The sequence below is a fragment of the Rhizobium sp. P1_E6 genome (genome assembly GCF_056405875.1).
This window is the reverse complement of record NZ_JBFUBG010000003.1, coordinates 1-18,259: the sequence shown is the minus strand read 5'-3', so window position 1 is coordinate 18,259 and position 18,259 is coordinate 1. Positions and strand designations below refer to the sequence as shown.

The window sequence follows — 18,259 nt, the reverse complement described above, 5'->3', positions numbered from 1 at the left end:
GGCTCACGCTGCGGGTTCGTAGGGTATCTTGATATCCGTCGAGCCGACCATCCATCCGGGAATGGGAAGGCTCTTGGATGAAAGGAAATCCGGATTGAAGAGCTTGGACTGATAGCGATTGCCATAGTCGCAGAGGATTGTCACGACCGTGTGGCCGGGGCCGAGATCCTTCGCAAGACGCACCGCGCCGGCAATGTTGATCGCCGTCGAGCCGCCAAGGCAAAGCCCCTCATTCTGGACGAGATCGAAGAGGTAGGGCAGCGACTCGGCATCGGTGACGTGATAGGAGAAATCGGGCGTGAAACCTTCGAGGTTGGCGGTGATGCGCCCCTGGCCGATGCCTTCCGTGATCGACGAGCCCTCGGACTTCAACGTGCCGTTCGCGTAGAATTCGTAGAGCGCGGCACCCTCGGGATCGGCAATGCCGATCTTGATGTCCTTGTTGAAGGCCTTGAGACCTGCCGCTACGCCGGCAAGCGTACCGCCCGAGCCGACCGAGCAGATGAAGCCGTCGACCTTGCCCTCGGTATCGTTCCAGATCTCGGGTGCCGTCGTTTCGATATGTGCCTGCCGGTTGGCCACGTTGTCGAACTGGTTGGCCCAGATCGCGCCGTTGGGCTCGCTCTTGGCAAGTTGCTCAGCAAGGCGGCCCGAAACCTTCACGTAATTGTTCGGGTTCTTGTAGGGAACGGCTGGAACTTCCACGAGCTCGGCACCGAGCAGCCGCAGCGCATCCTTCTTTTCCTGGCTTTGCGTTTCCGGAATGACGATGACGGTACGATAGCCGAGCGCCTTGGCAACGAGTGTCAGGCCGATCCCGGTATTGCCAGCCGTGCCTTCGACGATGACGCCGCCGGGCTTGAGCAGGCCCTTTTTCTCAGCGTCACGAATGATATAGAGCGCCGCTCGGTCCTTTACCGATTGGCCGGGATTGAGAAATTCGGCCTTGCCGAGAATGGTGCAGCCGGTCGCCTCGGAAACACCCTTGAGCTTGATGAGGGGCGTGTTGCCGATAGCCTCGATTACGGAGGGGTGGAAGGTCATGGAATCTGCCTCGTTTACGCATAGTTTAGGAACGGTCTTTTCCCTTCACAAGGCGGCATTGGCAAGAAATCCTATTCCATGCCTTTGGAGCCCGCGATAAAATTAGTCTTCCAATTCCAGCCCTTCGCCGTGCGTCCGGCCGTTAGTGATCCGAAGATTGACTTTCGGCGTATGGATGACGACAAAGCAAGCACGGGCGCAGGAACAAGGCGTGACCGAATCCGACATGGTTCACGAGCATATCGACACGATCGATGCATTGATGGCGCATTTTGTTGCTGGCTCCCTTCCGGAGCCGGCCCGCGCACTCGTGGAATCCCATCTGGAAATGAAACCGGACAATCGAAGTCTGGTGGCCGACCTCGAACGACTGGCGGGAGAGGCTCTGGAAAGTGCCCCGGCAAGCCCGATCAGCGAACGCGACGCGAAGCTCGCGGCAATCTTCGGCTCGAAGGCTCCTGCTTCCCTTCCGAAGCTGCCGTCGCGTCCGCAGGGAGCCCTTTTCCCGCGGGCCTTGCGCAATCTCGTCGGTTTCGAAGTCGATGACGTGCCGTGGCGCAAGCGTCTTCCAGGCTTTAAAGAATATGCGACCGATATAGACGGCTGCGAGGTCAGCCTGATGTGGATACGGCCGGGTCGCGCGCTGCCTGCCCACACGCATGCGGGCATGGAACTGATCCTCATCCTCGATGGCGCTTTCCGCGACGAGCGCGGCCGTTTTGGGCCGGGAGATATCTCGGTTGCTGACGCGACCGTCGACCATCGCCCCGTCGCTGAAAAAGATCGGCCCTGCATCGCCTTTGCCGTTTCTGATGGGCCGATCAAGCTTACCGGCTCCTTCCGGCAGATCCTCGGCGACCTCATCGGCTGAAAGCAGCCACAATGCTGTGATAGAGCCATTGTCCCGGGAGAGGATGAGGAACTTCCGGGCCTGTTTTCGAGTTCATATCGGCAGACTGGAGGAAGTGTCATGCGTAATTTCATTGCCCGCCCGGAACATGGTATCGTCTGGATTTCCGGTGCCAGCTCTGGAATAGGGCGGGCGCTGGCGCTGAAGCTTGCAGGCGAGGGATACCAGGTCGCAGCCACGGCACGCAATCACGAAAAGCTGGTGGAATTGCAGGTCGAGGCAGCCGGACTGCCTGGCAGCATCATCGTGCTCGATGGCGATGTGACCGATGCCGAGGACATGGAACATGTCATGGCCTCGATCGAATATGAGCACGGTGCGCTCGCCATGGCGATCCTGTGTGCGGGTGTCTATCAGCCCGTTCACGGCGAGGATCTGAACCGAGCGGATTTTGAGAAGACTTTTGCCGTCAATCTGTCAGGCGTCGTCAATTGCCTGCTGCCGGCGATCAGCCATATGAAGGCGAAAGGGCAGGGCCAGATCGCCATCGTGTCCTCGGTGACGGGTTACTCAGGCTTGCCGACCAGCGCCGCGTACGGCGCGACCAAAGCTGCGCTGATCAATATGGCCGAAAGCCTGAAATTCGATCTCGACAAGATCGGCATCCGCATCCAACTCATCAATCCGGGCTTCGTCGATACGCCGGCAACGCGCAAGAATGGCTTTCCCATGCCGGCACTCGTTTCGCCTGAGACGGCAGCCGAGCGGATTGCGACGGGCCTCAAATCGCAGGCCTTCGAGATCACTTTCCCGAGGCGCTTCACCTATGTGCTGAAGTTCCTGCGGATATTGCCCTATGGTCTCTATTTCGCACTGGTGAACCGCTTCACCGGCTGGGGCGAGCGACCTGCCAACGCCAGTCACCGTCCGGCGACGCCGCATCCGGCCGAGTGATCAGCTGCGCGAAAAGACCACCTGCCGCACATCGATATTGCGGGCGCGGAAGCCGGCCTCGCAATAGAACAGATAGAATTCCCAGAGGCGCTTGAACCGGTCGTCGAAACCCATCGGCCGGAGCTTGTGCCATACGGACCAGAACCGCTCGCGCCATTCCGCCAGCGTACGGGCGTAATCGAGGCCGAAGCCGAAGTCCCTGACCAGTGAAAGGTCCATCTTCCTGCCGAGTTCGGCAAGGTGATGACGCGTCGGCAGCATACCGCCGGGGAAAACGTATTTCTGGATGAAGTCCGGATTGCTGCGGTATTGCTCGAAGGCTTCGGGACGGATCGTAATGATCTGCAGCCCCGCCTTTCCGCCTGGCTTCAGGCACTGTTTCAGCTTGGAGAAATAGGCCGGCCAATATTTCTCGCCGACGGCCTCGAACATCTCGATCGAGACGATGCGGTCATAGATCCCGGTCTCGTCGCGATAGTCCTGGAAGCGGAAATCGACCTTGTCGCTGAGCCCTGCCTTGCTGATGCGCGCCTGCGCAAAGGCAAGCTGCTCGCGACTGATGGTCAGCCCCGTCACCCGGCAATTCAATTCGCTCGCCGCGAACTCGGCAAAACCGCCCCAGCCGCAGCCGATTTCAAGCACATGATCACCAGGGCGGATGCCGGTCGCCTCCGCCAGCGAGCGGTATTTCGCGTTCTGCGCCGATTGCAGGTCATTGGCGCCGGTCGAATAGAGCGCCGAGGAATAGGTCATGCTCGGATCGAGCCATTGCTTGTAGAAGTCGTTGCCGAGGTCGTAGTGGGCCGAAATATTGCGTTTGGAACCGGTCTTCGTATTGGCATTCATCCAGTGCCGGAGGCGCTCCACGAAACGACCAACACCACGTTTGCCATTGGAATAGCCATGCGCGGCATCGCCATTGACGAGGAAAAGCTCGAGAAAAGCGGTGATATCGGGGCTGTCCCAGTCGCCGTCCATGTAGCTTTCGGCAAGCCCGATCGTGCCGCTTGTCAGTGCCCGTCCGGCAAGGTTCCAGTTGCGCAGTGTCAGCGCGGCATTCGGCCCGGCGCTCCTGCCTTCGATCAGCACCCTGCGCCCGTCTGGCAGTGTGACGGCAAGCGAACCGTGCTGCATGCGCAGCAGACCTCGCAGCGCAAGCTTGGCCTTGAAGGGCAAGCCCTTGACGATGCGCGAGATGTTTTCTGCCGTCAGTGTCACGGCATCCCGGGCAGTTTGGTTCCAGTCTTGCGCTTTGCTCATCGTCCGTCCTCCCGCATTTTCTGGCCGGTTGGGGACGACGCCTGCGCCTCTCCTCCGGCGATTGAGGCGAACGCTAGATTCATTCCGCAGCTTCTGCAAGCCGGCTTGCCGGCTTTACGCTCACAGGGGCCGGAGGCGGTGGCCGACGAATATAGATGGCGCCCTTCAGCCAGAGTTTCAGAGCCTCCCAATGTATGCCGGCCATGATCTTGACAGTCAGGAAGGGAATGGCCGCGAGAAGATAACCCAACGCTCGGCCAGTCAGCGGCTTTTGTCGACCGGAGAACGTTGCCGCAAGAAGCGGACCTTCAGCATCGGTTTCCAGGATGCGCCAGCGGATTTCGCGGCCCGGCGGCAGCATGCGGAAATGATAGCGCATGCCCGTGCCGATGAAGGGAGAAACGTAAAAGAGCTTCTCGCAGGTCTGGCGAAGACCACCTTCGGAGATTTCATCATCTTCGACAGGGCATACATAACTATGCCGCTCGCCGAAGGTGTTGCGCACCTCGTAGATCAGCGCGATCAGCGCATTCCCGCTGTCATAGGCATAATAGACCGAAAGCGGATTGAAGACGTAACCGAAGATCCGCGGATAACAGACAAGCAGGATCCGGGCCGGTCGCTCGACGCAGGCGTCCGCAAGGAGTCCTTCAACATAGGAGCGCAGGCTTCCGCCTTCCGCATGATCCTTTTCATGGAAGGAGACGAGGTTGCCTCTGTTGACCGAAAACAGCGCCGACAGTCTCCCGGCTTCCTCGACCCGGTCGAGATCGATAGACAATGAAAAGACCCGGTACCGGAAGCGATGGCCGAACGGCTTCATGCGCTGATGCATGACATCGCCCGCATAAAGGACGGCCGGCGCCTCCGGTGGAGGGCCGTTTCGCGTCACGCTGACGCCATACCTCGTTGCGTGGGGCCTCGTGCGGGACGCCGTCATGCCATCGCTTCCAGTGTGGTTCCACGGGAGGAGGGCCGGGCGGTCCGCCAAGGTGTGATCCCGCCCAGCGCCTCCGCCGCCGCAAGGCCGGAAACGAGTCCATCCTCGTGGAATCCGTATCCGGTCCAGGCGCCCGCGAAATAGCAATCGTTTCTTCCCTGAATGGTAGCGATCGCCCGCTGCGCTGCCATCGCTTCGGCGGAAAACTGCGGATGCTCATAGGTGAATTCGGCAAAGACCTTGCGGCTTTCCGGTTCGCGGTGCGGATTGAGCGTGACGAAGAGAGGAAAATCCGGGTCTATGCCCTGTAACCTGTTCATCCAGTAGGTCACCGCCACACCGGCCTCGCCGTCGGCATGGCTTGAACGCAGATAGTTCCAGGAGGCCCAGACCTTGCGCCGCGTCGGCATCAGACTGGCGTCACGGTGCAACACCACGCGATTGGGCTCGTAGGGAACGGCAGCGAGCAGTCGCTTTTCCTGATCCGTCGCATCGATCAGCAGACGCGCGGCCTGATCGCTATGGCAGGCGAAGATCACCTTGTCGAAGAAGGCCTCGCCGCCGATCTCGTCGATCAGGGTGACGCCCCTGTCGCTGCGGATCACGCCACGCACACCGCAGCCGAGCTTCACTCTGTCGCCGAGCGGTGACAGAAGCCTTTTCAGATAGTTGCGGCTTCCGCCGGTGACGGTGCGCCACTGATGCTGACGGCGATAGATAAGCCGGTGATTGTCGAAGAAATTGACGAAATGCTCGGCGGGAAATTGCAGCATACGCACCGATGGCGTCGACCAGATGGCAGCGGCCATCGGCACCAGATAATTGTTGGTGAAACCAGGCGAGAAGCCGCGCCAGTCGAGATAATCGCCGATTGAGCGCGAGACCAGGTGTCCGGCCGCCCGGTCTTCCAGGCAGGTGCGGTTGAAACGCAGGATCTCGCGGATCATCCAGAGGAAGGAGGGGTTTAGCAGATTGCGCTTCTGCGCGAATATAGACGACAGCCCGCCGCCGCTCCACTCCAGCCTGCCCTGATCCAGCGACAGTGAAAAGCTCATGTCGCTGGCATGCGTGGCGACGCCGAGCTCTGCAAAGAGCGCGGTCAGATTGGGATAATTGCACTCGTTGTAAACGATGAAGCCGGTATCGACCGGAATGTTCAGTCCGTCATAATCGACATCGACCGTTGCCGTATGGCCGCCCGGCCGGGCATCTTTCTCGTAAAGTGTCACGTCATGGACAGTGTTGAGCGCCCAGGCCGCTGAGGCACCCGATATGCCCGACCCTATGATGGCCACCTTGAGGCGGCGTGGCAGCGAGGGAACATGCGCGTTCATGCTGCGTCCTTTATGGCATTATAGACCTTCAGCGCCCGCCGGCGCGCCGTGGCGTGATCGACGATGGGTCTGGGATAGGTTTCACCAAGCGTCACGCCTGCGTCTTCGAGCACGCTCGCTGGTGCTTCGAACGGCCGGTGGATATATTTGTCCTCGAGCTTTCCGAGCTCCGGCACGAACTGCCTGATATAGCTGCCATCTGCGTCGAATTTCTCGCCCTGCAGCACCGGGTTGAAGATGCGGAAGAAGGGGGAGGCATCGGCACCCGAGCCCGCGACCCATTGCCAGCTGGCCGCATTATTAGCCGGGTCCGCATCGACAAGCGTATCGCGGAACCAGGCTTCGCCACGGCGCCAGTCGACCAGGAGGTCCTTGATGAGAAACGAAGCTGTTATCATCCGTACGCGGTTATGCATCCAGCCATGGCGCCAGAGCTGGCGCATGCCGGCGTCGACGATCGGATAGCCCGTCTGGCCGTTACACCAGGCATGAAATCCGTCTTCATCCTCCCGCCAGCCGAAACCGTCGAAATTGCCGTTCCAGTTGGCCTCGGCAAGTTGCGGAAAATGGAATAGCAGATGATAGGAGAATTCCCGCCATGCCAGCTCCTTGCGGAAGCGTACGATGTCGTCTGAAGGAATGCGCCGGGAAAGGCCTTTTGTCGCTTCCCAGATGCGAGCCGGCGAAATCTCACCGAGCGCCAGATGCGGAGAGAGCAGGGAGGTTGCCGTCTTTCCAGGAAAATCCCGATCGGCCGAGTAGCCGTGAAGCCCATTTTCGACGAAATCCTGTAGCTTTTCGTGGGCAGCCTCTTCACCCGGCGTCCACATGTCGGGGAAGAATTTCGCCCAGTTCGGCCTCTGCGGCAGGAGCTGCCAGGAGGCGAGCGTTTCGGAAGCTGGAAACTGCTTGGGGAAGCGGTAACTCTCTGGGGCATCGACAGGCGCCTCGGGCTCTCCACCTTCGAGTGCCCGCCAGAACGGTGTATAGACGCGATAGGACGCGCCGGCCGATGTCTTGAGTTTCGTCGGCTCATGCAGCAGCTGGCCGCCGAAGCTGCGCACCTCGATGGCCTGCTTTTCCAGTTCATGTTTGAGGCGCATGTCGATCGCGGTGCCCGGCGGATCGAAACGGCGGTTCCAGAACACCGCTTCCGCACTGCTTTGCTTGATGATGTCGGCCAGCACATTTCGGGCATCACCGCTGACAAGTACGAGCTTGCCGTCATGTTTTCTGAGGGCTGCGCCAAGTGCGTGAAGCGAATGATGCAGCCACCAGGCCTGGGCTGCGCCGAGCGGCCCGATGCCGTCTTCGCGGGGTTCACGGATATAAAGGGGAATGACCGGCCGCCCCGATGCGCATGCCGCATGCAGAGCCCTGTTATCGTCAACGCGCAGATCTTTGCGAAACCACACGATCACCGGTCTTGCAACAGTCTCTCGTGCCACTGGCTGCTCCCTGTTTGCCTCTGGGTCTGTTACGGAAATACGAGGCAATCGGATCAGCAGTTTCATCGGGCGCGCATGAAAAAGGCCGGTCGCGCCGGCCTCTCTCAATGAACGGGGCTTTACCCGATCAGTTGTCGTATTCGCGGCACGCTTCGCTGATCGAAGCACCACTTTCGCCGCCGCGCGTATCAACGCCCGTGTTCTGCTGCGGCATTCCCGGGCATTCGATTGCCTGCCCGCCAATACTCTGTGTCGTGGTCGGATCTACCGGGCCTGCGGGAATTGGATGAATACCGTTGCTGTCACTCGTATAGTCGGACGAGTAATTGCCCGAGCCCGGATCCGTGGAACCACCATTGGTCGGGCCGATGGCGTCAGGATTGGACTGGGCGAATGCCGACGACGCCATGCCGATGGCAAGCAGCGATGCGGCGATAAGGGATTTGCGCATGGGAGATATCCTCCTTCGATTTTCATCTTTGGTGACATTTCCCCAACCCGTGACAAAACTCCTTGTTCCGAAATTAAAGCGGAGTAGTTGAGAAAACCGGCGCATGGTTACGCATAAACCTTAACCGCGAAAGCCGCTTTGCGTCTGCTCTTCCTTGCCTTACCTGCGCAGCGAAACCACCTGTTTACGGCATGAGGCCGCCATGTTCTTTTCACTGCGTGAGGCGGGAGATCTTTGCCTTCAGGTCGCGCTTGCGCTCACATTGACGGCGAGCGGCATGGCTGCGGCGTCCACCTTCGTGAAGGGAACAGAGCGGCGGGTTTCTGTCATCGACGTCAACCGACCTACGCTTTGGTCCGCCGGCCCGGTCCGCGTCGACGGCGCTGAGCGCATTGAGGTTTCAGACGGGCGGGAGGTGGCCGCAGGCGAGGAAATGCCCTGCTACAACACCATTGGCCTCAAGATATCCTGCGATCTGCTGGCCTTTTCGCTGGGCGACAATTTCTGATCCCAGCGATGGATTTTCCAGCTTTCTCCTGGGTTTTGGAGCTTCATTTCTTTAGTCCATAAATTTTATGGATAATTCTGGCGTAGATGCGTCGCGGCACTTTGCTGCGGACCGCCAGGAGATGGCAATGACAAAAATCCTGATCGTGCCGGGTCTGTTCGGTTCCGACGAGGGACATTGGCAACGTTATTGGCAGAGCGATATTCCGCAGAGCCGGCTGGTCGAACAGGACGACTGGAAGCACGCCCGTCTCGATCATTGGATGGAGCGGCTGGAACAGGCGCTGCTGGAGGCAGGGGAAGCGTATGTCGTTGCCCATAGCCTCGGCTGCATCCTCACAGCCAGGCTCGCCGACCGGCCACTCGCTCGCCGGGTAAAGGGAGCGCTTATGGTCGCCCCGTGCGATTTGCCTGCGACTGAAAGGCTGCATCCCGGTTCGCTCGCCTTCGGTCCCATGCCGACAAACCCGCTTCCCTTTCCGAGCCTTACCGTCGGCAGCCTCGACGACAAATACATGTCGCTCGACCGTTTGAGCTTCTACACCCGCCTCTGGAAAACCGAGGTTCGCAATATCGGTCTCGCAGGCCATATCAATATTGCCAGCGGTTTCGGCCGCTGGACCGGTAGTTATGCATTGTTTGATGCGGTGAAAGGCAAGGCGAAGGCAAAGAGACCGCAGGTATCCCCGCTTGCAGCGACCGGCGCATCGGCGTGAAGTTTTATCGGGGCAGAGCAAGAAACGGGTTGAACTTGAGCTTCCACGGTACGATTCTGATATCAGATGGAATGTGAGAGCTTCACCATGGCTCAGAAAGTGCATCAGTATCTGATCTTCGAAACCGCCGGCGGCTTTTGCGGCATCGCCTGGAGCGATGCCGGCGTGACGCGATTCCAGCTGCCGACAAAAAGCGCCGAATCGACCGAACGGTTGCTGTTGCGCCGCCTGGCGGCTGCGGAACCGGGCACGCCGACGCCACTGATTCAGGAGGCCGTTGCCGCGGTGAAGCGTTATTTCGAAGGCGAGGAAATCGACTTCTCCGATGTGCATATCGATCTCGACGGTCAGGACGCATTTTTCCGCGATATCTATGCCGCTGCGCGCCGCATCGGCTGGGGCCATACGACAACCTACGGCACGCTCGCCAAAGAGCTCGGAGCGGGGCCGGAGGCTGCGCGGGATGTGGGACAGGCGATGGCGAAGAACCCTGTGGCACTCATCATTCCCTGCCATCGCGTGCTTGCCGCGGGCGGCAAGGTCGGCGGCTTTTCCGCACCCGGCGGCTCGTCTTCCAAGCTTCGCATGCTGGAGCTTGAAGGCGTGCACGTCGGTCCGCCCGCACCGGCCCAGCAATCTCTGGATTTTTGAGGGTGCACGGCAAGCAAGTGCTTGGAATGCGGTGAAATTCTTCGCTATAAAACTCTGTCTTTAGCGAGGTTTTTCATGAAGAAGATTTTCAATCCGGCGTCTATTCGCCGCCCCTTCGGAAACTACAATCACGGCCTCCTCGTGCCGCCAGGCGCGTCCCTTCTCGTCACATCCGGTCAGCTCGGCATCGCTCTCGATGATACGATCCCTGAGGATGTGACCGCCCAGGCCGAACTCTGCTTCGAAGCGATCAAGGCGATCCTTGTCGAGGCCGAGATGAGCTTTGCTGATGTCATCCGCATATCCGGCTTCGTGACGAAGCGCGACGACTTCCCGGCCTACATGGCGGTGCGCGACCGCTTCACGCTTGAGCCGAAACCGGTTTCGACACTCATCATCGTCAGCGGCTTCACCCGGCCCGAATTTCTGGTCGAAGTGGAAGTGACGGCCGCAAGGGTCGTCTGATCTCTATGGGCTGATCGAAATCTCTGCGTGAAAACAAATGGATAGAGAATTTTCGGGATTCGAAGAAAACGGAAATTCTTTAGAAACGTTCCATCGCGCTCTTCACCTTGGCGAGAAATGCTGACCGGGTCTCCGGCGTGCAATTGTTCATGTCATAATGAGCGAGGAAGGTGACCGGATTGATCGGGTTGATCTGCGCCCGCAAAACCCGCTTGACGATCTTCTTTGGCGGATTGCCGGCGACAAAGGCACGGAAAGGTGTTGCACCGTAGGTAAGTACAGCGCCAAGCTTTTTGATATGGCGCAGACGGGATTCGACTTTGCCGTCCACGAGTTCGAAGGAGACGCCGGGAAGCCAGACCCGATCGAAATAGCCCTTCAGGATGGCCGGGAAACCGAAATTCCACACCGGCGTGCAGATGACCAAAGCCTCGGCCTGCTTCAGTCTGTCGACATAGGGTTTTACGAGAGACGTATTCTCCGGATAGTCGTGATAGATCAGCCGGTCGTGCTGAGAGAGAACGGGGTCGAATTTTTCCGCGTAGAGATCGCAGGCATCCACCTCATGCCCGGCTTCGGCAAGGCTTTCCAAGGTCTGCCTGTAGAGCGCCTTGCCGTAGCTTTCCTCGACCGGGTGCGAGTGGAGGACGAGAACCCTCATGAGTCCTCCATGACAGCCGCAAGACCAGGGAAGAGATAGTTCTTGCCGGCGTTGAAGTCGAAATTGGGATTTTCCCAGGCAATCATCTTGCCGGGGTTCAGCAGCCCCTTCGGATCGGTCTCGTGCTTGAAGGCGAGCTGCACCTTGTCGGTGCGCTTCATGCCGCCCTCTTCCAGCGTATAGCGGTGCGGATTGAAGATCGGGCAGCCGTGGTCCTGGTGGATCTTGATGATCTCTTCCAGCCGTTCCTCTGTCGTGTAGCGTACCAGCGGCAGGCCCGAGCACTGGATCTGCCCGTCAAACCTGATGAATTCGAGGTGGCCGGGTACTTCATCGCCGAAGATCTCTACCATCTTCCGCACCTTGGCGACATGATCCGGGCCCGGATACTGCACCTGCAGATAGGTGAACGTCGGGTCGACCTTGAGCGCGCGCAACGTCGTATGGTTCCAGGCCAGTTCATAGGCATGCGGAATGCCGCGCATGCTTTCGACCTTGTCCGAGCGGAACATGATCTCGCCCTTCTGCGCTGCCGTGAAGGCCAGGAAGGCATCCATGGAATGCGGCGCGATCATCAGCACGACGATCGACTGGCCCTGACGGATATAGGGCTTGTGCCGGGTGAAATAGTCGTGCGGGATGGGTGCGGCGATCGGCGCTATTTCCTTGACGAGAATGCCGTTGCACTTCGCCAGCGCGTCTGAGAAGCGCACCGCGTCCATGAAGTCGTCATAACCGACGAGAACATCCACCCAGTCATAGGCAGGCGCAAGCGGCATCTCGATTTCCGTGATGATGCCGTTGGTGCCATAGGCATGGCTGACCTTCTGCAGATCCCAGCCGGTGAGGTCGAGCACCCGCGGCTCCGCCTCCATGGTGACGACGCGCAGACGCAGAATATTGCCGAGGTCGCGCAACCCGCCCCAGGTGATCGAGCCGACGCCACCCGAACCGCCGGCAATGAAGCCGCCGACCGTTGCCGTTTGGGCGGTCGAGGGGTGGAAGCGCAGTTCCTGTCCGGAATGCACCTTGGTCTGCTTGTCGAGTTGGGCGATTACGATGCCCGGCTCGCAGATGACGCGGCCGGGATGGATTTCCTTGATCTTGTCCATGGCGGCAAGGTTGAGGATGATGCCGCCGGAAAGCGGCATAGCCTGGCCGTAATTGCCGGTGCCGGCCCCGCGCGGGGTCACCGGAACCCCATGCGCATAGGCGACCTTCAGCGTCTGGATGACTTCGGCCTCGTTCTTCGGCGTAACGACGATATCGGCCGTCACGTTGTCGAGCTGCGCCTTCAGGATCGGCGAATACCAGTAGAAATCGCGGCTCTTCTGGCGAACGAGCGCCGGATTGTCCTCGATCGCAATACCTTCGAGTTCTTGTCTGATCTTCTGATAATCGGCCATGTCAGCCTCCAACGACGCTATCGAGTTCACGGTAATCCGGCAGGCTGCGGTCGATCACCTTGCCGCGGCGAAGCACGACGCGGTCAGACTGCGGACGGGAAAGGAATTCGCTCCAGCGCCGGGCGCTGAAGAGCACGAGATCGGCGGGGCTGCCGACGGCAATGCGGCCCATCTGCGGCCTGCCGGCAATCTTAGCCGGTGACGCCGTGACGACACGCGCCGCATTATCGAGCGGATGGTCGAGATGCAGGATGCGAACCGCCTCGCGAAACACTTCCACCGGATCGAGATCGCCATAGGCGTAGAAGGGGTCGCGCGTATTGTCGGAGGAGACAGCCGTCTCGACGCCGGCAGCCGCCAATTCCTTGAACAGAGTGACGCCACGCCAGCGCGGCGTGCGGCCGGGATAACGATCCTGCAGGTACATGTTGCACATCGGCAGCGAGATGACCGAAACCCCTGCCTTGTGAACGAGATCCACGGTCCGCTTGGCCGTATCGTCATCCTGCCGCGCCAGAGAGCAGCAATGACCTGCCGTTACTTTGCCTTCGAACCGGTTGCGCAAAACGGCTTCGGCGATCGCCTTCAATGTTTCGGCGTCCGGATCATCCGTTTCGTCGACATGCAGATCGACATCGAGGCAGTTCTTCGCCGCCGCATGCAAAAGCGTGTCGAGCTGCCAGTCGAGCGATTGTCCCATCCTGGTGACACCGCCGAGCAAGCCGCCCTTGTCCTTTACGACCGCGACGAGATCGGCGAAGAAGGATTCGTCCGCCATATTGTCGAGCGGGAAGAGGGCGACTGCCTGCAGGGCGATCTTCTCCTTCCATTCGTCGCGCAGTTCGGCAAAGACCTCGAAGGAAATGCGGTGCTGGGGTGCGAGCGAATCCAGATGGGTGCGGATAAGACCGGTGCCGTGCGCATAGGCTGAGCGCAGCGAGAATTCCATACGCTTGCGCACATCGGCGGCCGACCAGTTTGCCTCCCGGTCCCTGCCCACGGCTTCCAATGCGCCCATGAAGGTCCCATCCGGATTGGGCTTGCGCGGCCAGATGTGGCCTTTGTCCAGATGCGTATGAATATCGGCAAAGCACGGCCAGACCATACCTTCCCTCATATCGGACTTGGCAAACTCCGCTGGCGCTGTGCCGGGTGGCAGGATCGCTGAAATCGCCCCGTCCGTTATGACGATATCGGCCTTGACGAGCCCCTCATTCGCCTCAGCAGCAAAGCCGCTGACGGTAACTGCAGGAAGCGTCGCATTGGCCAGCACGAAGCGGCCCGCATTCGGGGGCAACATGAAGGAATAGGTCATCAGTTTTCCCGCTTCAGGCTGCTCTCGTGCCAGCGATGCAGGCTGAGCCATGAAATGAAGGAGGTAATGGCGAATATCGCGACGCCGAGCATGGAGAGCATGAAGAGCGCCGCGAACAGGCGGGGAATGTTCATGCGATATTGCGATTCCAGCAGACGGAAGGCGAGGCCCGAACCGGCACCCGCCGAACCCGCAGCGAATTCCGCAACCACGGCGGCGATCAATGCAAGGCCGCCGCCGATGCGAAGCCCTGTCATGAAGTAAGGCTGAGCGGCCGGGATCTTCAGATAGATCAGCGTCTGCCAGCGTGAGGCGCCATAAAGTTCGAACAGGTTGATCAGGTTGTGATCGACGCTCTTCAGGCCCTGCACCATGTTCGAAAGGATCGGGAAGAAAGCAACGAGGAAGGCGCAGATCAGGAGTGCCACCTGCGTGGACGGTGCGTAGATCAGGATGAGCGGCGAAATCGCCACGATCGGCGTGACCTGCAGGATGACCGCAAGCGGATAGAAGGCGATTTCGATCCAGCGCGATTGCACCAGAAAGATCGCAAAACCCACGCCACCGATCAGCGCCAGCATCAGCGATATCAAGGTGATCTGCGTCGTGACCCAAAGCGCTGGGGCAAGCGTGCCCCAGTCATTGATGAAGGCGGCCGCGACAGCGCCGGGCCCGGGCAGGATGTAGGGCGGAACGCCCGAGAGCACCACGTAAAGCTCCCAGATGGCGATGAGGGCGCCGATGACCAGAAAAGGCACGGCGATGCGCAGCGCCAGATCGCGCCTGTTGGCATTGACGGGATTGGGAAGGGGCAGGGGCGGGACCTCGGTCGTTTCGATACTGTTGACACTCATCAGTGCTCCTCCGATCCGCCCATGGCCTCGATTAGCGATCGGGACGCGGTTTCGCAGGCTCGCCGGTATTCTTCCGAGGTTCGGTAATGCGAATCCCGCTCAAGGCTGGTCGCCAGTGGAAAATCTGCATGCACCCGGCCCGGCCGCGCCTTCATCACAACGATCCGGTTGGAAAGATAGGCGGATTCAAAAACGGAATGCGTGACGAAGATCACGGTAATGCCAGTCGCCTTCCACAGCCGCAGCACGTCGTCATTGAGCTTCTGGCGGGTGATCTCATCAAGCGCAGCGAAAGGCTCGTCCATCAGCAGCAGCTTGGGCTTTGTCACCAGCGCGCGGGCAATCGAAACGCGCATCTTCATGCCGCCCGAGAGCTCACGCGGATAGGCGCTGGCGAAATCCTGCAGGCCGACGGTCGCCAACACCTCCATGATCCGGCCGCTCGCTTCAGCCTTGGAGACGCCGCGCAGTTTCAGCGGCAGGTAGACAGTGCCGAAAACAGTCTTCCAGGGCATCAGCGTCGGCTCCTGGAAGACGAAACCGATATCGCCTTCCGGAAGGCCTTTTGAATTTATGCGTGAACTCGGCCAGTCGATCTTGCCGGATGTAACGTCGCCGAGGCCGGCGATGATGCGCAGCGCGGTGGATTTTCCACAGCCGGAGGGACCGAGAAGGCTGATGAACTCGCCGCTTTCGACCGTCAGGGACATGCCTGAAAGCGCAATCGTGCCGCTGGAAAAGACCTTCGAGAGGGACTGCATGACGACCAACGGCCGCCTGCGTATATCTTTCGAAGGCGCCGCCTTGGTTTCGGCTAGGGACATTCTTTCGCTCTTTTATCGAGGGGACGAGGCCCGCCGCCGGAAGGCGACGGGCCCTGCCTTGGGAGCTTATTTCTTAAGCGATACACCGACGCTCTTGCAGACGAACTTCGTAGTGAACGCTTTGGTGTAGTCGGTCTCGGGCTTGAAGACCTTGATCGCCACCATTTCGTCGAAGAACTTCTTGTAATGGGCGTTGGTGATGCAGCCGATGCCCTTTTCCAGGCCCTCACCGGATTCGATGATGCCGTATTCCTTCATCTTGCCGATCGAATAAGCGATCTGGCCATCCGTGATTTCCGGATTGTCCTTCTTGATCAGCGCATTGGCCTTGCTGTTGTCGCCGTAGAGATAATTGTACCAGCCCTCGATCGAGGCATCGACAAAGCGCTGCACGACGTCAGGCTTGGTATCGACCATCTGCTGTGTCGTGGTGATCATCGTCGAATAGGGCGAATAGCCGTTATCGGCGAGCAGGAAGACCTTCGGCTCCCAGCCGGTCTGCTTCTGGATCTCGTAGGGCTCTGAGGTCAGATAACCCTGCTGGGCAGATTGCTTGTCGGCTAGAAAGGGGCCTGGATTGAAGTTATAGGGCTTGTACTGCTCGTCCTTGAATCCGGGAAAGTTTGCCTTCATCCATTCGAAATAGGTGAGGTAGCCATCCTTGCTAAGGAATAGCGTCTTCAGCTTGGCAAGATCCCCGAACTTGTCGACGCCGACATCGGGATGGGCGATCAGGATCTGCGGGTCCTTCTGAAAGATCGCGGCGACATCGACGAGCGGAATGCCCTGCTCGACAGCTGAGATTTCGCCCTGCGGCCCGCCCATGTAGAAGTCGATCTTGCCGGAGATCAGCAGCGCATTGTTGGCGGCATTCGGCCCGCCCTGCACGATGGAAACGTCGAGGCCGTATTTGGCATAGGTTCCGTCGGCCACGGCCTGATAGAAACCGCCATGCTCGGCCTGCGCCAGCCAGTTGGTGCCATAGCTCACCTTGTCGAGCGCATAGCCGGGTACACTGGCAGCAAGCATGCCGCCAAGGCCAAGAACTGCAGAAAATATGGACGTTTTCAGTGTGTTGGACATGGCGGCGTTCCCCTTCTGGTGCCTTGAAGCTCGTTTTCGAACCCCGATTTTCTTCATTTGAGCGATTGCTTCGCTCTTTGAAAAGCAGCAAAATTCGTGCGCAGTGATGCCTTTTTGGCATCTCATGATGTGTCTGTGCCTAATTTAGGCGCTGTGCTTAAAAACGATGCAACGAGGTCGCGATGCTGCACTCCAGAAAGCTTCTCTACATCAACGAGATCGCCAGAACGGGCTCCATCCGGAAGGCAGCAGCCCGTCTGAACGTCGCCTCTTCGGCAATTAACAGGCAGATCCTGGCGCTGGAGGAGGAGATGGGTGCTCCGCTCTTCGAGCGCCTGCCGCGAGGCCTGCGCCTCACGGCTGCGGGAGAACTTTGCATCGAACATATTCGAGAAGTGCTGAAGAACTACGATCGGCTGGAAGGGCGCATTAAGAGCCTCAAGATGCAGCAGGCAGGCAAGGTCAGGCTTGCCACAACGGTCGGCCTTGCTTCCGGCCCGCTACCGGAAATCATCACGCGCTTTCAGTCGGAGCATTCACGGGTTTTCTTCCAGCTCCGCAGCGATGCCGGCACGGCTTCGATCAATCAGGTCCTGTCAGGCGAGGTGGACATCGGCCTCGGTTTCAATATTCCTGCCACGCCCGGCATCCGCACCCTCGGCAATTTCGATATCCCGATCGGCGTCATCCTGCCGCCAGGTCACCCATTGATCGGGCCGGGGCCGATCAACCTTGCCGACGTGGTGCAGGAGCGACTGGTTCTCGCGCAGCAGGGCACAAGTCTTCGCGATGTCATCAACCTCGCAATGGCAAGACTGGACGTCTCTATCGAGCCAGTGCTCGAAACAAATGCTTCGGAAATGCTGAAGAAGCTGGTCAGATGCGGGGCAGGGCTCTCCATGCTGAACCCACTCGATGTCATCACCGAATGCCGTCAGGGCGAGCTGGTCTTTCGCTCGATTGCAGACCCGCATAGCCGCCACCAGCCGCTCAAGCTCTTTGCCCGCGCCCGTACGCCGCTCGATTCCGCAACCAGCCTTTTCGTTGAATACTTGCTCGCCGAACTCGCGGGCCTTGTCCAGGAGTTGCAGACCAAGGGCCACATCCCGCTGGAGCGGCCGGCAGTCGCCTGATTACTTCGAATAGAGGTTGGAGAGCGGATAGCGCTTCAGGTCGTAGAGCAGCTCGATGAAGCCCTTGACCTGATGGCCGCAGATCGCCTCGCCCTTCTCCGCAGTGCCCTTGGAGGCATCCCCGACGACCCCGTTTGGATTGAGGTCGTGAGCGATCCAGGCCAGCGAATGCGGCGGCAGCGGCTGGATATACTGCGATTGCTCGCGCATCCATTCGGCTTTCGAGGTAAAATTCTGGGCCTTCTCCATCCGCACCAGTTCCGGCCGGAAATGCAGCATCAGCGACGTCTCCACTTCGCCGCCATGAATGCCGTAACGTGACTCATGCTCGCTGATCATGCCGTCAGGATTGCCGAACCGGCC

At 59.5% G+C, this 18,259-nt stretch carries 20 protein-coding genes; 7 read left to right on the top strand and 13 right to left on the bottom strand.

Features of this window, described 5'->3' with window-relative positions; genetic code table 11:
- Positions 1-3: 3 nt before the first annotated feature.
- A complete protein-coding gene (locus AC1D35_RS02725; RefSeq protein ID WP_113297832.1) occupies positions 4-1,044 on the bottom strand; it encodes a cysteine synthase A in 1,041 nt (346 codons plus the stop codon).
- Between the two features lie 211 nt (positions 1,045-1,255).
- Between AC1D35_RS02725 and AC1D35_RS02720 the strand changes: the two genes are divergently transcribed.
- Both AC1D35_RS02720 and AC1D35_RS02715 read left to right on the top strand, forming a co-directional pair.
- Positions 1,256-1,915: a ChrR family anti-sigma-E factor gene (locus AC1D35_RS02720; RefSeq protein WP_477835519.1), complete on the top strand. Its 660-nt coding sequence runs from the start codon at positions 1,256-1,258 to the stop codon at positions 1,913-1,915.
- A 99-nt stretch (positions 1,916-2,014) separates the two neighbouring features.
- Complete coding sequence (locus AC1D35_RS02715; protein ID WP_113297831.1) at positions 2,015-2,848, top strand: SDR family NAD(P)-dependent oxidoreductase; 834 nt, start codon at positions 2,015-2,017, stop codon at positions 2,846-2,848.
- On the opposite strand, the gene AC1D35_RS02710 is transcribed toward AC1D35_RS02715, so the two are convergent.
- The 5 genes from AC1D35_RS02710 to AC1D35_RS02690 all read right to left on the bottom strand — a co-directional run bounded on the left by AC1D35_RS02710 (position 2,849) and on the right by AC1D35_RS02690 (position 8,281).
- A complete protein-coding gene (locus AC1D35_RS02710; protein ID WP_113309155.1) occupies positions 2,849-4,108 on the bottom strand; it encodes an SAM-dependent methyltransferase in 1,260 nt (419 codons plus the stop codon).
- Positions 4,109-4,187: 79 nt separating this feature from the next.
- Positions 4,188-5,048 carry a DUF1365 domain-containing protein gene (locus AC1D35_RS02705; protein WP_113309154.1) on the bottom strand — a complete coding sequence of 287 codons (861 nt, stop codon included), beginning with the start codon at positions 5,046-5,048 and terminating at the stop codon, positions 4,188-4,190.
- Positions 5,045-6,382: an NAD(P)/FAD-dependent oxidoreductase gene (locus AC1D35_RS02700; RefSeq protein WP_477854124.1), complete on the bottom strand. Its 1,338-nt coding sequence runs from the start codon at positions 6,380-6,382 to the stop codon at positions 5,045-5,047. Before AC1D35_RS02700 ends, AC1D35_RS02705 begins: the two co-directional genes overlap by 4 nt.
- Positions 6,379-7,830: a cryptochrome/photolyase family protein gene (locus AC1D35_RS02695; protein WP_477854123.1), complete on the bottom strand. Its 1,452-nt coding sequence runs from the start codon at positions 7,828-7,830 to the stop codon at positions 6,379-6,381. The genes AC1D35_RS02700 and AC1D35_RS02695 overlap by 4 nt, the downstream gene beginning before the upstream one ends.
- A gap of 127 nt (positions 7,831-7,957) precedes the next feature.
- Positions 7,958-8,281 carry a hypothetical protein gene (locus tag AC1D35_RS02690; protein WP_113311576.1) on the bottom strand — a complete coding sequence of 108 codons (324 nt, stop codon included), beginning with the start codon at positions 8,279-8,281 and terminating at the stop codon, positions 7,958-7,960.
- 202 nt (positions 8,282-8,483) lie between these two features.
- Between AC1D35_RS02690 and AC1D35_RS02685 the strand changes: the two genes are divergently transcribed.
- From AC1D35_RS02685 to AC1D35_RS02670, 4 genes are all read left to right on the top strand, one after another.
- Positions 8,484-8,789, top strand: coding sequence for a hypothetical protein (locus AC1D35_RS02685; protein WP_113311577.1), 306 nt, complete (start codon positions 8,484-8,486; stop codon positions 8,787-8,789).
- A 127-nt stretch (positions 8,790-8,916) separates the two neighbouring features.
- Positions 8,917-9,504 carry an RBBP9/YdeN family alpha/beta hydrolase gene (locus tag AC1D35_RS02680; protein WP_113311578.1) on the top strand — a complete coding sequence of 196 codons (588 nt, stop codon included), beginning with the start codon at positions 8,917-8,919 and terminating at the stop codon, positions 9,502-9,504.
- An 87-nt stretch (positions 9,505-9,591) separates the two neighbouring features.
- Positions 9,592-10,155: a methylated-DNA--[protein]-cysteine S-methyltransferase gene (locus tag AC1D35_RS02675; protein WP_477854122.1), complete on the top strand. Its 564-nt coding sequence runs from the start codon at positions 9,592-9,594 to the stop codon at positions 10,153-10,155.
- Positions 10,156-10,230: 75 nt separating this feature from the next.
- Positions 10,231-10,620, top strand: a complete 390-nt coding sequence (locus AC1D35_RS02670; RefSeq protein ID WP_113311580.1) for a RidA family protein — start codon at positions 10,231-10,233, stop codon at positions 10,618-10,620.
- Between the two features lie 79 nt (positions 10,621-10,699).
- Here AC1D35_RS02670 and AC1D35_RS02665 read toward each other — a convergent pair whose 3' ends face one another.
- The 6 genes from AC1D35_RS02665 to AC1D35_RS02640 all read right to left on the bottom strand — a co-directional run bounded on the left by AC1D35_RS02665 (position 10,700) and on the right by AC1D35_RS02640 (position 16,763).
- On the bottom strand, positions 10,700-11,281 hold the full coding sequence (locus tag AC1D35_RS02665; protein WP_113297823.1) for an NAD(P)H-dependent oxidoreductase: 582 nt from the start codon (positions 11,279-11,281) through the stop codon (positions 10,700-10,702).
- Positions 11,278-12,687 carry an FAD-binding oxidoreductase gene (locus AC1D35_RS02660; protein WP_477854121.1) on the bottom strand — a complete coding sequence of 470 codons (1,410 nt, stop codon included), beginning with the start codon at positions 12,685-12,687 and terminating at the stop codon, positions 11,278-11,280. Before AC1D35_RS02660 ends, AC1D35_RS02665 begins: the two co-directional genes overlap by 4 nt.
- 1 nt (position 12,688) lies before the next feature.
- Complete coding sequence (locus AC1D35_RS02655) at positions 12,689-14,002, bottom strand: cytosine deaminase (RefSeq protein ID WP_113311582.1); 1,314 nt, start codon at positions 14,000-14,002, stop codon at positions 12,689-12,691.
- Complete coding sequence (locus tag AC1D35_RS02650; RefSeq protein WP_113311583.1) at positions 14,002-14,856, bottom strand: ABC transporter permease; 855 nt, start codon at positions 14,854-14,856, stop codon at positions 14,002-14,004. The genes AC1D35_RS02655 and AC1D35_RS02650 overlap by 1 nt, the downstream gene beginning before the upstream one ends.
- Entirely contained in the window at positions 14,856-15,680 is an 825-nt protein-coding gene (locus AC1D35_RS02645; protein ID WP_477938216.1) for an ABC transporter ATP-binding protein, read from the bottom strand. Before AC1D35_RS02645 ends, AC1D35_RS02650 begins: the two co-directional genes overlap by 1 nt.
- 66 nt (positions 15,681-15,746) lie before the next feature.
- The gene (locus AC1D35_RS02640) at positions 15,747-16,763 is read right to left on the bottom strand and encodes an ABC transporter substrate-binding protein (protein WP_113311584.1); all 1,017 of its coding nucleotides are present in this window, start codon (positions 16,761-16,763) and stop codon (positions 15,747-15,749) included.
- A 182-nt stretch (positions 16,764-16,945) separates the two neighbouring features.
- Between AC1D35_RS02640 and AC1D35_RS02635 the strand changes: the two genes are divergently transcribed.
- Positions 16,946-17,896, top strand: coding sequence for a LysR family transcriptional regulator (locus tag AC1D35_RS02635; protein WP_113311585.1), 951 nt, complete (start codon positions 16,946-16,948; stop codon positions 17,894-17,896).
- On the opposite strand, the gene AC1D35_RS02630 is transcribed toward AC1D35_RS02635, so the two are convergent.
- Positions 17,897-18,259: creatininase family protein (locus AC1D35_RS02630; protein ID WP_477938215.1), on the bottom strand; the 363-nt coding region annotated here is incomplete at its 5' end.